At 72.5% G+C, this 15,703-nt stretch carries 9 protein-coding genes; 3 read left to right on the plus strand and 6 right to left on the minus strand.

Annotation, left to right across the window (positions count from 1 at the left end):
* Positions 1-26: 26 nt before the first annotated feature.
* Both I6A60_RS18525 and I6A60_RS18530 read right to left on the minus strand, forming a co-directional pair.
* Positions 27-1,958 (minus strand): FAD-dependent oxidoreductase, encoded by a 1,932-nt coding sequence (locus I6A60_RS18525; RefSeq protein WP_203011700.1) that lies wholly within the window; start codon positions 1,956-1,958, stop codon positions 27-29.
* A 113-nt stretch (positions 1,959-2,071) separates the two neighbouring features.
* On the minus strand, positions 2,072-3,688 hold the full coding sequence (locus I6A60_RS18530; RefSeq protein WP_203011699.1) for a hypothetical protein: 1,617 nt from the start codon (positions 3,686-3,688) through the stop codon (positions 2,072-2,074).
* Between the two features lie 606 nt (positions 3,689-4,294).
* Here I6A60_RS18530 and I6A60_RS18535 point away from each other — a divergent pair.
* Entirely contained in the window at positions 4,295-5,080 is a 786-nt protein-coding gene (locus I6A60_RS18535) for an alpha-ketoglutarate-dependent dioxygenase AlkB (protein WP_203011697.1), read from the plus strand.
* Positions 5,081-5,320: 240 nt separating this feature from the next.
* Here the strand turns inward: I6A60_RS18535 and I6A60_RS18540 are convergent, their stop codons facing one another.
* Positions 5,321-7,342 carry a C2 family cysteine protease gene (locus tag I6A60_RS18540; RefSeq protein WP_203055656.1) on the minus strand — a complete coding sequence of 674 codons (2,022 nt, stop codon included), beginning with the start codon at positions 7,340-7,342 and terminating at the stop codon, positions 5,321-5,323.
* 310 nt (positions 7,343-7,652) lie between these two features.
* Here I6A60_RS18540 and I6A60_RS18545 point away from each other — a divergent pair, with 310 nt between their 5' ends.
* Both I6A60_RS18545 and I6A60_RS18550 read left to right on the plus strand, forming a co-directional pair.
* Positions 7,653-8,873: an acetyl-CoA C-acetyltransferase gene (locus tag I6A60_RS18545; RefSeq protein ID WP_203020464.1), complete on the plus strand. Its 1,221-nt coding sequence runs from the start codon at positions 7,653-7,655 to the stop codon at positions 8,871-8,873.
* A gap of 469 nt (positions 8,874-9,342) precedes the next feature.
* Positions 9,343-9,540 (plus strand): DUF1918 domain-containing protein, encoded by a 198-nt coding sequence (locus I6A60_RS18550; protein ID WP_203020462.1) that lies wholly within the window; start codon positions 9,343-9,345, stop codon positions 9,538-9,540.
* A 132-nt stretch (positions 9,541-9,672) separates the two neighbouring features.
* Here the strand turns inward: I6A60_RS18550 and ahcY are convergent, their stop codons facing one another.
* From ahcY to I6A60_RS18565, 3 genes are all read right to left on the minus strand, one after another.
* Positions 9,673-11,109, minus strand: coding sequence for an adenosylhomocysteinase (gene ahcY, locus I6A60_RS18555; protein WP_203020460.1), 1,437 nt, complete (start codon positions 11,107-11,109; stop codon positions 9,673-9,675).
* A 337-nt stretch (positions 11,110-11,446) separates the two neighbouring features.
* The gene (locus I6A60_RS18560; RefSeq protein ID WP_203020458.1) at positions 11,447-13,984 is read right to left on the minus strand and encodes an RND family transporter; all 2,538 of its coding nucleotides are present in this window, start codon (positions 13,982-13,984) and stop codon (positions 11,447-11,449) included.
* Between the two features lie 178 nt (positions 13,985-14,162).
* Positions 14,163-15,299: a GNAT family N-acetyltransferase gene (locus tag I6A60_RS18565; RefSeq protein ID WP_238435720.1), complete on the minus strand. Its 1,137-nt coding sequence runs from the start codon at positions 15,297-15,299 to the stop codon at positions 14,163-14,165.
* Between the last annotated feature and the right edge of the window lie 404 nt (positions 15,300-15,703).

Consider the following 15,703-nt stretch of genomic DNA (forward strand, 5'->3'; position numbering starts at 1 on the left):
CTCGTAGTTGTTTATAAGCCACAGGCCTAGGCCCGTGCGGGTCCTTCGGCTGCCCCGGTCGTCCGAGCCGGCCTGAACAGATCGCCGACCGGCACGACCGGAAGACCGGTCGGGCGGTACGCGGCGGGGGCGGCGGCCGGAACGGCCGGGTTACGCGGCGGCACCGGCTCGATCCGCCGGTAGGGCGCGCCGAGCGGAGGCCGCGGGTCGCCCTCGCCCCTGTTCGGCCAGAACGCCATCGCTCGCTCCGCCTGCGCCGTGATGGTCAATGACGGGTTGACGCCCAGGTTCGCGGTGACAGCGGCACCGTCGGCGACATGCAGGCCCGGGTGACCGAAGACGCGCTGGTAGGCGTCGACCACCCCATGCTCCACGGACTCCCCGATCGCCGCGCCGCCCAGGATGTGGGCGGTGATCGGGATGTTCGCCAGCTCCGTGATCGAACCCGCGGGATGGCCACCGAGCCGGGCGGCGACCCGGCGCGTCGCGTCGTTGCCCTCGGGGATCCAGGTCGGGTTCGGCCCGCCGTGGCCTTGGCGGCTGGTCAGCCAGGACAGGCCCCACGGCCCACGACGGCGGCGCACGATCAGCGAGTTGTCGTGGGACTGCATGACAAGGGAGATCATCGTCCGCTCGGACCACCGCCACGGCAGCCCGGTGAGCAGGGCCAGGTGCGGCCGGCGCAGGCAGGCGCCGAGGAACTTCAGCCACCGGGGCACCCGCCCGCCCCCGTCCGTCATCACCGACGCCAGCGGCGCCAGCGCGTTGCTGCCGATGCCGTAGCGGACCGGCTCGACGTGGGTGTGCTCGTTCGGATAGAAGCTGGACGTGATCGCCACCCCGTGGGTGATCCGCCGATCCGGGCGCACCTTCGTCGCGCCGAGGATGGCCTCCGAGTTCGTCCTGGTCAGGTAGCCGAGCCGGGGCGAGAGGTCGGGCAGCCGGCCGGCGTCGCGCATCGCGAGCAGCAGCCGCTGGGTGCCGAGCGCGCCGGCCGCGAACACGACCTGCTCCGCCCGCCAGCCGCGCCCGCGCCGCCGTGCCCGCGCGCGGCCCCACGGGGTGACCGCGGGCCAGGCGCCGGCCGGCTCGCCGAGGACCTGGTATCCGCCGCCGGGCAACGGGGTGACCGACCGGATCGTGGTGTCGGGCACGACCGTGACGCCGAGCCGCTCCGCCAGGTAGAGGTAGTTGCGGTCGAGGGTGTTCTTGGCGTCGTGCCGGCAGCCGCTCATGCACTCGCCGCATTCCAGGCAGCCGGTCCGCCGTGGCCCGGCGCCGCCGAAGAACGGGTCGTCGGCCGTCTCCCCCGGGGCGGGCCGGCCAGGGGGCCCGAAGTAGACGCCGACGTCGGCCAGCCGGAAGGTGTCACCGACGCCCATCTCCTCGGCCACGGAACGGAAGACCTCGTCGGCGTAGGTCGTCGTCGGGTTGGGGACTACACCGAGCATCCGCTCGGCCTGGTCGTAGTAGGGCGCGAGCTCGGTCCGCCAGTCGGCGAGGGCAGCCCACTGCGGGTCGGCGTAGAACGCCTCCAGCGGGCGGTAGAGCGTGTTCGCGTAGACCATCGAGCCGCCGCCGACGCCGGCACCGGAGAGCACCAGCACCCGGCCCAGCAACGTGATCTTCTGGATCCCGTGGCAGCCCAGCCAGGGCAGCCACAAGTATCGCCGCAGGTCCAGGCTGTTGCGCGGCAACGGCGACGCTCCGCCGCCCTGGCGCCGGTCACCCGAGCCCGCCTCGGCCACCCGGCCGGCGGCGTCGTCGGCGGCCGGGCCACCGGCAGCCGCGGGTGGCGGGGTGAACCGGCGGCCGGCCTCGACGACCGTCACCCGGTAGCCCTTCTCGGCTAGGCGCAGCGCCGTCACGCTGCCGCCGAACCCGCTACCCACCACCAGAACGTCGACGTCGAACGCACCGTCGTCGTCCTGGGCCGGTCCTGATCCCCCGGTTTCCATGACCCCATCATTCCCCCGCCGCCGCCCTCGCCATCGGAACCGGTGTCAGGTGGGAGGCCAGGAGGGGTCGGCCGCCGCCCGGCGGCCGTCAGGGTGAACGTCAGGGGCGAGAGTCAGGAGGCGCGGGCGCGGGCCAGTAAGGCGGCCTGCTCGGCGCCGAGGGCGGCGGCGCGTTCGATCTCGGCCACGTCCGGCAGCGCGGGGCTGTCCTCGCCCGCCCGGTCGGACCGCGGCTGGGCCGGTGTCTGTGCCACCGCGTTGCGCCAGCTCCGACAGGCCGCGCAGGGACACTGGTCGCTGGCCCGCGGCAGGTGCTTGAGCCGCCAGGCCAGGTTGTCCCCTGGGCTGTCGGACCCGACCTTCACCCCGCCGACGACCATGTGCACGAGGTGGGTCGCGAGCGTCGGCGCGGTCCAGCCGCCCTCGCGCAGGATGTCCGTCAGCCCGTCGACCGAGTCGTCGAACATCTCCGGCTCGCAGCGCATCGCCTGGGCCAACGTCGTGACCACCTGCCGCGCCGCGACGACCACCGGGTCAGGCGCCTCCTCGACGACCGGCGCCTCCTCTACAGGCGGTGCCTCGGCGACGGCCGGCGCCTCCGGCGCGGACGGTGGCGGACCGCTCGCGACGGCAACGTCGACCGGCGGCACGCCCACGGCCTCGAGCGGAGGCTCGGCCGGGGTCGGCCTGGCCGGCTCGAAGGGTTCCGTCCCAGGCGCGAAGTTCCGGTCCTCGATGATGATGCGGGTCGGCGTCACCGTCTCGTCGGTGATGATCCGAGTCGGCGGCAGCAGCTGGTCGGCAAGCCGGCCGAGCGGGGTGTCGTCCCGACCGTCCGCGGTCGGCCGGCTGCCCAGGAAGGCGCCGACGACCTGGGCCCGCCGCCGCACGGCCGCCTTCGAGTTGTCCAGCGGCCGCCCGCCACGGCGCCGGAAGACGTGCCTACCGACGATCACGCGCGGTCGGTCGCCGGTCGCCGTCAGCGGGCCGTCCTCCTCGGTGACCTGCTCCTCGTCCTCTTCCCACTCGACGACGGCCGTCTCGGTCGCACCCACGGCCGCCCGCCGGGACTTCGGCCAGCCGGCCACAGCGGAGGCCGCGACCTCGTCGGGCGCCCGCGTCGGGGCGGTGCGCTCGGGCAGCGGGAACCCGGCGCGTTCCGGGACCTCGTCCAGCGGCCGCCACCCCTGCATCGCGGCGCGGGCCGTCGCGGCCAGCGGGCCAGGCCTGGCCGGCCGGTGACTCGCGGGTACCGGGCCGGGCACGGGCGCCTGCCCGGCGACCGACGCCTGGGCGGGCGCAGCCAGGCCGACCCCGGCCGAGCGGGCGACCTCCGTCGGCAGAGTCAGCACGAAGCAGGCCGGGCGACCGGCGGCGGGCCGGCCGACCGTGCTGAGCCAGCCGAGCTCGCGCAGCTTGGCGAGCTGACGCTGGACGTGCGTGCGGCTGTACCCGGTCTGCTCCACGAGGACGGGCAGCCCGGGCGCGCAGAAGGCGGCGCCGGCCGGCAGGTCCGGGTCGGTGCCATCCGCCGGCTGCACGTGGCTGGACAGGACGAGGGCGACCAGCTTGGTCGCGCGAGGCAGCCCGGCCTGGGCCACTGTGCGGTGCCAGCCCACGTTGTCGGCGACGAGGTGGTCGGCGGAGGGCGTCGAGACCAGCACCAGGACCCCGGGAAGGGACAGCTGGCGCATCGTCTCGTCGGTCCTGACGGTCTGGCCGGTCTCCACGGAGCGTCGCCTCCTTCCTGCGTGTCTGCTCGTGCATCGCGCGTTCCTCGCCATCGGCCGACGGCGGGTCGGCTCGGCGCTGTATCGCGGGTCACGGAGCGGGTGGACGGTCTGGGCCGTCGGTCTCGGGTGCGGGCCTGCCGCGGGCCTTTCGTGCTCGGGCGGTCAGCCGGTCAAGGGTCGTGCGCTCGTCGCGGATGGGTCTCCGGGAGGCCGTCGCCGGGTATGGCGAGGCCGGCCTTCGCTATGCCGGTTCAGGCACGTTACCCCCTGCCGGCGAAGGGGTAAGGGGCTCGCGGCCAAGGGGCACACACCACGGCAACATGCCTGTGCGCGCGCACAACAAGCTCCTTACCAGCACTTATGCCTCTCTTCGGTCGAGTGACGCGAGTTCCAGCAGTCGTCCGAGCCTGCGCCGCATCGACACTCATCGACGCCGCGAAACGCCGACCCTCTCGCAGCCCACCCGGCCGCAATCTGACACCTACGTCAGGCCGCGCCAGCACTCCCGAAAACCGTTCGACGGGGCGGCGGGACCACAGAAGACGATGATCGCCAACGGTGCCTCCACTCGAAGGTGACGGAGCCCGTCGGTAACGTTGGGTCATGTCCGCCGACGAGGCGCAACGAGCCGATCCGCCCCGGGCCGAGCCGCTTCCAGCCGTCGGCACGCCGCGGGACCCGGCGGCCGTGGCCGGCACCGACGAGGACCCCGCGGCCGCCGTGCCCCAGCTCGTCAGGGCGCTCGCGGCCGCACCGGTCCAGCGGCACTGGCTCGACCAGGGGTCCTGGGTCGACGTCGGCCGCGGCTGGCTGCCTGGCGCCGAGGAGCTCTACCAGCACGTCCGCGACACGGCACCCTGGCACGAGGGCGCCATGTGGCGCTATGAGAAGTACGTCGTCCCGCCGCGGCTTTCCGCCTGGTACCCACCGGGCCAGCCGCCGCCGTACCCGCAGCTGTCGGCCGCCCATCTCGCGCTGCGCCGCCGCTACGGCATCTCCTTCGACGGCTTCGGCCTGTCCTACTACCGCGACGGCGCCGACTCGGTGGCGATGCACCGGGACAAGGAGCTGCGCTGGCTGGACGACACCGTGATCGCGATCCTGACGCTCGGCGCCCGCCGGCCGTGGACCGTCAAGCCGGCCCGGCTGCCCTCCGGCCGCCGCATCCTGAACGACGCGACCGACACGACGGGCCTCCTCGACCTCGCGCCCGGCCCGGGCGACCTGCTCGTCCTCGGCGGCCGGGCGCAGCGGAACTGGCTACACGGAGTACCCAAGGTGACCGGGCACGTCGACGGCCGGATCTCGGTCCAGTGGCGCTGGACGAGCCGCACCGGCCAGCCGGAGCAGGGCGCCGGCTACATGGCGTCCCGCCACTTCGGCCGCTAGCCGAGAACAACGGCCGGTCGATCGAGCCGGGCGGACGGGCGCGCCCCGCGATCCCGTCGGCGGGCGCCGGACCCCCGATGACGGACCGCGCGAGCACGCGCGACCCCTCGTCGGGCCGGTCGCCATCGAACATGAATCGAACATTCGTTCGTACTCATGAGGTGGCAACTGACGCTCACCACCCCCGAGAGCCCGATCTCTGTGACCGACATCACAAAACAACGGACGCTCGTCTTCTGGTCAGGGCAGTGGCGTCAGGGTGACGGCGAGCAGGCCAGGACGCAGGTCGTCCCAGCGATACCAGGCGGTCAGCTCCCGTCCGGGGTGCTCCCACGGGTTGCGCAGCTGCACTCGCCCGCCGGCCACGTCGACGGCCAGCACCGTGTACGCGTGCCGGCCGACCAGGCCGCTTCCTACCCGCGGCGCCTCGCCGTCGGTCGAGACGATCACCACGTCCCCGGCCGCCAGCCGGGCCGCCAGCTCGCCGACGGACACCTCCCCGGGCCGGAGCGTCCGGTGCGGCCGGCCGGTCAGGTCACTGGTCGCCACCCCTGGATCGCCACCGTTGATCGAGTCGTAGCCGCCGTGTGCCCGGGCGTACGCCTTCTCGTAGACGGCCGCCCACAGCTCGGGCCGGCCGGTGCCGTCATAGGCCGCCATCCCGGTCCGCGCCGGACGGCCTGCCGCGTCCCCCAGGCCGTCACCGGAAGCTAGGCCGGGCAGGTCACGGGTGACGGTGACGGGGAAGGCCCGGCCGTCGCGGTACAGCGTGACGGTGAACGTGCCGTTGGCGTTCTCCCGGATGCCGTCGGCCAGCAGGGCCGGGCGTTGGCGGGCCAGTCCGACGAGCGCGGCCGCGAGGTAGCAGTCGTCGACGCCGCCCTGGCCGACGTCGGAGGAGAAGATCCCGTCGCGGACCACCGCGTCGGTCCGGTCGGCGTCGGCCCCGTCCGCGCCGGGGGCACCGCCGCGATGGCCGCCGGTGCCCGGCGCGGCGGGCTCGAGGTCCGGCAGCAGCCGGACCAGCTCGTCGAGCATCGCCGTCGGCGCACTGGCCAGCAGCAGGTCCGCGACCGCCGTCAGCGCGGTCAGCTCGGCCCGGGTCCGCGCCGCCAGTCGCTTCTTCAGCCGTGTCACCGCGGCGGCGAACACCGCCAGCGGCGCGCCGCGCAACCGGCTGATCACCGCCTCCCTGGCCGCAGGCGGCAGCGCGGCCAGCCGCCGGCCCACCTCGCGCACCTCACCGGCCGACAACGCCTTCGGCTCCGTCCCGATCAGGGCCACCAGACCCGCGGCCACGGACCTGATCTGCCGAAGGCTCGGGGCCGGGGCGTCGTCGAACCAGGCCCGCTGGTCGATGAGCAACCCGCCGGCACGCACGGCGTCCTCGGCCGCGGCGAAGTGCGCCATCCGCCGGTCGAGCGACGCGGCCAGCCGGGGAGCGCCGACGGCGACGACGTGCGCGCCGAGCCTGAGCACGTCGGTCGCCGCCGCCAGCCCGGCGACCCGGAACGATCCCGGCGGCCCGACCGCGACGACGGCCCCGATGGCGCCGCCGAGGCCGTCGCCGGTGCTGGCGACGAGCTCGGTAAGGGCGAGGACGGCGGCGTGCAGCGCCTGGTCCTCGGTCGCGTCGACGGCGCCGGTGAGCCGGGCCGCGGCGGTGCCGGCGGCACGCAGCCGCCCGGCGAGGGCACCCAGCCGGCCCGCGTCGAACGAGACCGGGCCGTCCCCGCCGACGTCCCCGCCGGGCGGGTCGGCCGGGTCGGCGCCGTCGCTGCTCAGCCCGGCGCCTAGAGCGCGGACCAGCGCCAGGTCGGGGGAATCCCAGCCACGCGGCAGCGCGGGCACGACCACGGCCGGGCCGGCCCCCACCAGGGTGGACCCCTCAGCCGCGTTGCCGTCTCCGACGAGGCCTGGACCGCCGACCCGGCCGTCGGTCGAGCCGGTGGTGACCGCCCTGGTCGCGGCGTCGAGGACGTCCGCGACCCGGGAGTACCAGCCCGACCGGAGCGCCAGCGCGTCGGCGCCGGCCGTCAGCGCCTGCTGCCAGGCGTCGACGCGGGCCGTCGAACGCCGTTGCCAGGGTGAGGACCAGGTGTCGGTCGTGTTGAGCTCCGCCACTGGCTCCAGCAGGGTGGCTGTCGTCACGGCCAGGCGGCGCAGCGCCAGCGCCGCGTCTCGCAGCCGCGCCACGGCGGTGCCGACCACGGCCGGCAGCCGCACGGCCTGGTCGTCGGCATAGTCCCGGTCCCGCGCCATCGGACCCCCCGCACCCGTTTCGTCCCGCGCGGATCAAGGTAGGGGCGCCGACGGCGAATGTCACCCGGGAGCTTGATCGGGAGCCGTCCACAAGGGAGGCCCGGATGAGCGAGTTGCGTTAGCTTGGGCGGGGTAGCTGTCGTCCGCCCTGACCGTCACCCGCCCTGGCTGGCACGGCCGGCGCCCGCCCTGACCGTCACGGCCAACGCGCGGGCGGCGTACCCGCAGGTGCGCTCCAACGACACGTGCACCTGACCGACAACCGCGGCTGGAACGACCGCCCGCGTACCGCCCGTCGAAGGAGTCCCCCGTGCCCGAGGCTGTCATCGTCGCCACCGCCCGGTCCCCGATCGGCCGCGCGTTCAAGGGATCGCTGAAGGACCTGCACCCCGACGACCTCGCGGCCACCATCGTGCGGGCCGTCCTCGACAAGGTCCCGGCGCTCGACCCGACGACCATCGACGACCTGATGCTCGGCTGCGCCCAGCCGGCCGGCGAGCAGGGCTTCAACATGGCCCGGGCGGTCGCCGTCCAGCTCGGCTACGACTTCCTGCCCGGCACGACGGTGAACCGCTACTGCTCCTCGTCGCTGCAGACCACGCGGATGGCCTTCCACGCCATCAAGGCCGGCGAGGGCGACACGTTCGTGTCCGCCGGGGTCGAGATGGTCAGCCGCTTCGGCAAGGGCAACGCCGACAACCTGCCCGACACGCACAACCCGCGTTACGCCGACGCCGAGGCCCGCACCAAGGCCCGGGCCGAAGCCGGCGCGCCGGTCTGGACGGACCCGCACGAGGCCGGTCTGCTGCCCGACATCTACATCGCCATGGGCCAGACCGCCGAGAACGTCGTCCAGCACACCGGCCTGACCAGGGCAGACCAGGACGAGTTCGCGCTGCGCTCGCAGCAGAACGCCGCCAAGGCGATCGCCGACGGCTTCTTCGAGCGCGAGATCACCCCGGTCACCCTGCCGGACGGCACTGTCGTCTCGACCGACGACGGCCCGCGGCCGAGCACCACGCTGGAGGCGCTGGCGGCGCTCAAGCCGGTCTTCCGGCCGGATGGTTCGGTGACGGCCGGCAACGCCTGCCCGCTGAACGACGGCGCCGCCGCTGTCGTGGTCATGAGTGACACCCGGGCCCGCGAGCTGGGCCTGACCCCGCTCGCCCGGATCATCGCCACGGGCGTCACCGGCCTGTCCCCGGAGATCATGGGCCTCGGCCCGATCGGCGCGGTCCGCCAGGTCCTCGACCGGGCCGGGATGACGATCGGCGACGTCGACCTGGTCGAGATCAACGAGGCGTTCGCGGCCCAGGTGATCCCATCGGCCCGCGAGCTGAACATCGACTTCGACAAGCTGAACGTGCACGGCGGCGGGATCGCGCTCGGCCACCCGTTCGGCTCGACCGGCGCCCGCATCCTGACCACCCTGCTCAACGGCCTGCGCACCCGGGACAAGACCATCGGCCTGGAGACCATGTGCGTCGGCGGCGGCCAGGGCATGGCCATGCTGGTCGAGCGCCTCAGCTAGCCCCCGGCCCCAGCAAGGTCGGCCCGTTGACATGATCGCCGTTTTGGCCCTCAAGTGGTCACAAAATCGCTGCGGATACAGCCACCCGAGGGCGAAAACACCGATCTTGCTGGTCTCAGGACGAGGCCAGCCCTGTCAGATGCGGCACTAGGCGCCGGCCCCGGCCCTGGCGTGGCCCCGGGCCCCTTCCCGCACGCCACGCCGGGCTGCGGTGCTCCCTCGAAATGGCGATCAGCCGGGGGCTGATCGCCATTTCGCCTGGATCGCCCCGACCGCCACCTGGAGCCACCTGGGCGCAAACGGCGATCAAATTCCCCTACGGCGGTCGACGGTCGCCGTAGAGCATGCGGCGCGGGCGGCGAGAATGGCGGACCGCTGGCCGTGGACTGGGGTTAGCGGGCGCATGGAGGGGACAAGTTCCCAGGGACGACCAGCTATCGACGATAGGTGACCAGTCGAGGGGGCAGCGATGCATGCGACCGCAGGAGACCGGGTCTGCGTCCGCAGCCGGACGGTAGGCCAGGCAGAGCGACACGGTGTGGTGCTGGAGGCCCGCGGCAAGCCGGACGGACCGCCCTACCTGATCCGCTGGGACGACGGCCACGAAGGCCTCTGCTTCCCGAGCGCCGACTCCGTCCTCGAGATATTCGCCAGGCAACACGCCTAGCCCGACCAGCGAGAACGACTGGCACCGCACAAAGGTGGCCGTAGCCGGGGGTAGGCCGAAAGCGACGAGGGCCGCCCCTGAAGGAGCGGCCCTCGCGTTCAGTCTGGGGAGCCGGGCGGCGCCGGCCCGGACTCAGTAGCGGTAGTGGTCAGCCTTGTACGGGCCCTCGACGGCGACGCCGATGTACTCGGCCTGCGCCTTGGAGAGGGTGGTGAGCTTGACCCCGAGGGCGTCGAGGTGCAGCCGGGCGACCTTCTCGTCGAGGTGCTTCGCCAGCGTGTAGACGCCGGTCGGGTACTCGTCGGTCTTGGTGAACAGCTCGATCTGGGCGATCACCTGGTTGGTGAAGCTGTTCGACATGACGAAGCTCGGGTGGCCGGTGGCGCAGCCGAGGTTCATCAGGCGGCCCTCGGCCAGCACCAGGATCGAGTGGCCGTCCGGGAAGACCCACTCGTCGACCTGCGGCTTGATGTTGACCTTCTCGATCCCGGAGATGCGGGCGAGGCCGGCCATGTCGATCTCGTTGTCGAAGTGGCCGATGTTCGAGACGATCGCCTGGTGCTTCATCGCGGCCATGTGGTCGGCGGTGATGATGTTGAAGTTGCCGGTGGTCGTCACGAAGATGTCGGCGATCCCGACGACGTCCTCCAGCGTGGTGACCTGGAAGCCGTCCATGGCCGCCTGCAGCGCGCAGATCGGGTCGATCTCGGTGACGATGACCCGGGCGCCCTGGCCGCGCAGCGCGTCGGCGCAGCCCTTGCCGACGTCGCCATAGCCGGCGACTACGGCGACCTTGCCGCCGATCAGCACGTCGGTGGCGCGGTTCAGACCGTCGATCACCGAGTGGCGGCAGCCGTACTTGTTGTCGAACTTGCTCTTGGTGACCGAGTCGTTGACGTTGATCGCCGGGAAGAGCAGGTTCCCGCCCTTGTGCATCTCGTAGAGCCGGTGCACACCGGTGGTGGTCTCCTCGGTGACGCCCTTGATCGACTCGGCGGCCGCAGTCCACCGGCCCGGCTTCGCCGCGATCGTGGTGCGCAGCGTCTCCAGGACGATCGCGTACTCCTCGGAGTCCGAGGCGTCGGTCGCCGGGACGGCGCCCGCCTTCTCGAACTCGGCGCCCTTGTGGACGAGGAGGGTCGCGTCACCACCGTCGTCGAGGATCATGTTCGGCGCGCCGCCGTCCGGCCAGGCCAGTGCCTGGTCGGTGCACCACCAGTACTCCTCCAGCGTCTCGCCCTTCCAGGCGAACACCGGGATGCCCTGCGGGTCGTCCTTGGTGCCGTTCGGGCCCACGACGATCGCGGCGGCCGCGTGGTCCTGCGTCGAGAAGATGTTGCAGGAGACCCAGCGAACGTCTGCGCCGAGCGCGACGAGGGTCTCGATCAGCACGGCGGTCTGGATCGTCATGTGCAGCGAGCCCATGATCCGCGCGCCCCTCAGCGGCTGGCTCGCGGCATACTCGGCGCGGGTCGCCATCAGGCCCGGCATCTCGTGCTCGGCCAGCCGGATCTCCTTGCGACCGAACTCGGCCAGCGCAAGGTCAGCGACCTTGAAGTCGAAGCTCATCTCTCTCCTTCGGCGCTCCGCGCGCGCTCCTGAGACCCTTTTTGACCCTGGTCGATCTAGGACCTTTGTGACCACAGCCCGATGCCCGAGCGAGGGATTCATAGCCCGTGCCGTCTGGCGTCACGGTACGGCACTCGGCAGCGCGCAGCGGCGACCGGCCCCATAGTCGGGACCGGCCGCCGACCGTGATTTTCCCCGCCCTAGCAGGGCCTTCCGCGTCTGAGGCAGCGGTGAAACTTGACGCGAACTGGTCAGGAACCGATCGAGCCGACGCCCGGTCGGCGCCCGGTCCGCGCCCGCGCGGCAGGCGCCGACCCGCGTTCGGACGCGACCGTCGCTACGCCACGCTGCTGCCCGTCGGCGTGTCCGCCGGGGAGGTGGCCCGGCCGGCCGCCGCGCTTCCGGCCCCGCCCTTCGGGCGGTACACCCAGCCGCGCTCGTCCGCCCACACCAGCAGCGGCGGAAGCACGACGAGCGCAGACAGCAGCGCGACCGCCACGTTGAGCGCGACGATCAGGCCGAAGTCGCGCAGCAGCGGCAGCGGGCTGAACGCCAGCACCAGGATGCCGACGACGGCCGCCGCGGCTGACACGAGGAAGGCCCGGCCGGTACGCGCGGCCGCCTCGTCGACGGCGGCCCGTGGCGCCAGGCCGAGCGCCCGTTCCTCCAGATGCCGCTGCACGATCAGGGTGGTGAACTCGGTGCACAGCGCGATGACCAGCGGACCGCTCACGGCCGTCAGCGGGGAAAGTTCCAGGCCCGATCCCCGCGCGATCAGCGACGTCAGCCCGACCGCGATCAGTACCGGAACCACCGACAGCAGCGCCTTGACGAGGCTCAGGTACCGGATCAGCAGGACCAGGAAGACGCCGATCAGGGCGTAGTAGGTGAGCAGCGCCCGGTTGTGCTGGATGTTGTCCAGCAGGCTGGTGCCGACGACGGCGAGACCCGACGGCGTAGCCCGCACCCCGGCCGGCGGCTGCACGGTCGCGCGGATGTCCTTCACGACCACGGCGCGCTGTACCAGCGAGCTCGGGCCGGTCTGGAAGATCAGGTTCATCGCGCCGGCGGTCCCGCCGGGCGAGCTGAGGTTGACCGTGCTGCTGCGGATCGCGGCCGGAGCGACCCCGTAGGCGGCCCGCACGTCGTCACCGGTCGGCGGCACCATCTTCGCGCCGGGAACGTCGAGCAGGTAGCCGACGGTCGTGACGAGGCTGGAGGCGTTGGTCAGGACGTCGGGGTGCTTCGCGATCTGATCGCGAGCGACGGTGTTCACGAACGCGGCGGTCTTGTCGTCGAAGAGGTTGTCCGCCTGGATGTAGACGCCCAGCTCGCTGGTGGTGCCGGCGTGGTCGCCCAGGTAGTCGAGGTCCTTGATGACCTGGCTGTCCTGGTTGACCCACTTCTGCGGGTCGGTCTGGATCTTCTGGCCGCCCTCGACAAACGCCCCGCCGACGAAGACCGCGATCGCGATCACGACCAGCGGCAGCGCGGCGAGGCGCGGCAGCGACCCGAGCGCGACGGTCGCCCGCCCGAGCGGTCCGCGGGTGTAGTCCTTCGGCTGGGTGGGCCGCTTGTCCTCCCGCCACGCCAGCGTCGCGGACGTCAGCAGCACGGTCGCGAGCACGATGACCGGCAGGCCGATGGCCAGCAGCACGCCGAAGTCGCGGATCATCGGCGTGGCGTTGAACTCCAGCGCGAGGAACGCGACCACGGCGGCGACGGTGGCCAGCAGCAGCGCGGGCATCAGGTTGCGCAGCGTCGCCGCGACCGGGTTGTCGGCCCGGTCGAGCTGTGCCTCCTCCTCGACCCGGCTGTGTAGTTGGACCGCGAAGTCGATGCCGACGCCGAGCAGCACCGGTAGGCCGGCGATCGTGACGACGTTCAGATGGATACCGAGGTAGCCGGCGAGGCCGAACGCCCAGATCAGTCCGACCACGACGACTCCGAGTGGCAGCAGCCGCCAGCGCACCGCGAACGCGACCAGCAGCAGGCCGACCATGAGCGCCAGGGCGATGGCGCCGAGGGTCAGGAAGCCCCCGCGCAGGTAGTCGTTGATGTCCTTGAGCAGCACGGAGGCGCCGGTCGTGACGACGTGCGCGTTCTCGAAGTGCTGCTTGGCCATCGCCTCCTGCACCAGCGTCGCCGCAGCGCCCTCGTCCTTGATCGAGGCGTTGCCCTCGAGGCGGACCACCATCTGCGCGTTGGTGCTGTTCGGGAAGAACGGCACCAGCGCCTCGCGGACCTTGCCGCTGTTGTCGTAGAGCAGGAAGTTGTCCCAGGCCTGGGAGCCGATGGTCTGCTGCGCGGGCGGGATCGCGTTGACCCGACCCAGGGTCTTGATCGCGTCCTGGAGCCGGGTCGCCTGTGACGTCGGATCGGTGTCGCGCTGCTGCGCCGAGAGCAGCATCTTGGCGGCCGGGCTGTTGATCGGGTTGCCGTCCGCGCTGCTGACCAGGTTGTGGGTGAACTGCAGCGCGGTGACCGGGGTGACGACGGCGACGATCCGCTTGTCGGCCTCGAGCTCCTTGGTGACCGCCGCGAACGCCCTGAGGTTGTTCGGGGTGAACAGGTCAGTGAGGTTCTTGCCCGGGTCGACCGTGAAGTCCGTGATCATCGACTCGCCGCCGAACAGCGACTGGTAGGCGTGGTTGTCCTTCGCCACCTGCGAGCCCGAGTTGACGTAGTTGCTCTGGTCCGTACTGAACTTCAGCTGGGAGATGCCGAAGCCCAGCCCCACCGTGAGCACGAGCGCGATGACCGCGACGATGCCACCGCGCTGACCCGCCAGCCGGGCGGCTGACGTCCAGAAGGCTCCGGACCGGCCGCCGGGCGTGGGTCCACGCGACTCGGAGGGACCTGTGGGTGTGGACACGAGCAGACTCCCGGCGGGGTTCAGTGGGGCGGCGGTGGCTGCCCGGCTGGTTACTGGTGAGTTAGGTAACAGGTCCCAAGCTGTATAGCCCAAGTCTCACGCAGATGCGCAGTGCTCCCGGGACAGCGGCCGCAACAAACTTTCAAGGCGCGGGAAACGTCACGCTCGGCGATCACCCCTACTCGCCGAGTAGATCCTTGGTGAAGTGGATCTCGGTCGTGTTGGAGAGATCGTGGAGGTCGCGGGTCCGCCCGGCGCTGCGGTAACCCAACCGCTCGTAGAGCCGGTGCGCGTCCGAGAACCGGGTGTCGGACCACAGCTCGACTACCTGGGCGTGCCGGCGCCGGGCCTCCCGCTCCACCAGGAAGACGAGGGCCTGACCGAGCCCGCGTCGCCGGGCGCTCGCCGCGACGTAGAGCGACTTCAGCTCGACCCAGCCAGGCGCGGTCTCGCGCACCGCGACGCTGGCGGCGAGCAGGCCAGCCCGCCCGCCGTCCTCGTCCTCGACAACCCTGTTCTCGTCAACCTTGTCCTCGACGACCCACATGCGGCCGCGGTAGCGGGCGGGGTCCCGGTCGCCGGTGTACGCCGTCGCCGGGGCACGCATCCACGGCTCCTCGCCGTCGACATCGAGGACGCAGCCCGGGTACTCGGCCCAGGCCGCGCCGATCAGCCCCTGCACCGCCGGCCCGTCCTCGTCCTGGACCGGCCGCAGCCCCGGCAGGATCGACCGCCGCATCCAGACATGATCGATGCCCGCGGTCCGGTCAGTCGGCCCGAAGGTCTCGTAGCCGAGGCCGAGGTAGAGCCCGGCCACGGCCGCCTGCGAGTGCAGGCGGATGCCGGTCAGGCCACGCTCGGCCGCGCGTCGCTCCAGCGCGACCGTCACCGCCCTGGCCAGCCCGCGACCACGCACGTCCGGCCGGACCGCGACCCGCCCGATCACCCCGACGGACTCGCCGAAGCGGTCCGCGACCGGCCCGTCCGGCACCGGTTCGACCGGCGCCGATCCGTCCGCTGTCGGCTCGTCCGGCACCGGGCCGAGGTCGAGGTCGGGAATGGCGGCCGGGTCCAGCAGCCGCGCGGTCGCGAGCGCCCCGCCCGCCTCGTCCCAGATGACGGCGTGGTCGGCGGCGAGATCCGCCGCGTCGTGCTCCAGCTCGGCAGGGACGCCCTGCTCCTCGACGAAGACGGCCGTCCGCAGCGCCCGCGCCGCCGCGGGGGGCGGGCCCGGCAGCACGACGACGCGCGGCGCTCCGCCGTCGTCGCCACCGCCGCCCTCGGTACGAGGACCTGGACGAGCCGACACAACCATGGGCCGGAGTCTAGAAAGCGGACGGGCGGTCGGGACGGTGCTCGACCGGCCGGCCGTGCCCCTCGTCCGCCGCGTTCGGGCCGCCCCGGCCCTGCCGCACCGGCACTTCAGGGCCGCTGCGCGGAAGGCCTCGACACGCGGTCCATCCGGGCCCGATGACCCGGAGTGACAGAGGACACAGAGAATGAGAGTCGCAAGTCGCGCTTTTCTGGCAAGGCCGGCGACAGCATCGTCTCCTGACCGGCCCGGCAGGGCGGCAGAAATGAGCCTCTCCCGCCGCGACTCGGACACGACCCGAGGTCACGCGGGATCGCGTGCATGGCGGAGGCTCTCCGGCAAAACAGGGGTCAGAAATGGACATAATGAACAACTTCCGCGCGCACGACGTGGGCGCCGGCAGCTCC

It is taken from the genome of Frankia sp. AgB1.9 (assembly GCF_016786355.1).
Classification (GTDB): domain Bacteria; phylum Actinomycetota; class Actinomycetes; order Frankiales; family Frankiaceae; genus Pseudofrankia.